At 46.3% G+C, this 708-nt stretch carries 2 protein-coding genes; one reads left to right on the top strand and one right to left on the bottom strand.

The window, feature by feature from the left end; genetic code table 11:
• Positions 1 to 23: 23 nt before the first annotated feature.
• A complete protein-coding gene (locus R7Z49_RS25000) occupies positions 24 to 212 on the top strand; it encodes a hypothetical protein (RefSeq protein ID WP_020840293.1) in 189 nt (62 codons plus the stop codon).
• On the opposite strand, the gene R7Z49_RS24995 is transcribed toward R7Z49_RS25000, so the two are convergent.
• A partial coding sequence (locus R7Z49_RS24995; protein WP_318112386.1) for a YeiH family protein occupies positions 205 to 708 on the bottom strand: 504 nt, incomplete at its 5' end. The genes R7Z49_RS25000 and R7Z49_RS24995 overlap by 8 nt on opposite strands.

Here is a 708-nt window from a genome sequence, read left to right as displayed (position 1 = left end):
AGCAGAAAGGCATAAGCTTCAGAATGGTGAAATCGGTTTTATTGATAGCGGCGGTATTACAAATTGGCATCGCAATCAGCAGTGAAGGGCTCACTCGCTCGTTAGCGGAATTGACGGCGTTTTTAATCGCTATCGCGTTGGTGTTTGCGCTCAAGAGTGACAAACAAGAGTCAACCTCCGACCAACGCGATAAGTCGACAACGATTATCTAAGTACTAGCCAGCTTAGTGACGTGGTGGAAATTAATACCCATAAAGTCACACCAAACAACAGCGGTTTAGGGCCCGAAGATTTCAGTTTCGAAATCGAAATACTACATCCTATCAAGAATAAGCACACCACCAGAGCTTGCTTCGCAATGGTAAAAATACCGTGATACACCACCTCAAATTGTGGGAAGAAATCACTAAAGGCGATGGCCGCGCAATACCAGAAAATGAAGTAAGGAATCACTAACTTTTTCGAACCGTTCTCTTTGTTCCCACGTGAGAAAATCACGGCGCTAATCAAAGCAACAGGAATGATCCACAAGGCTCGCGCCAGTTTGAGCGTGGTTGCAGTTGTCAGTGCCTCTTCACCGTAGGCAGAGGCAGCGCCAACAACAGACGAAGTATCATGAATCGCAATTGCCGCCCATGTCCCAAAGGTTTGTTGGTCTAGGTTTAACGCATGACCAATGACGGGGAAGATGAACAACGCTAGAGAGTT

Source organism: Vibrio sp. 1562, assembly GCF_033340155.1.
GTDB lineage: Bacteria > Pseudomonadota > Gammaproteobacteria > Enterobacterales > Vibrionaceae > Vibrio > Vibrio alginolyticus.
The sequence above is the reverse complement of the archived record's forward strand: the minus strand, read 5'-3'. Positions and strand labels throughout refer to the sequence as shown.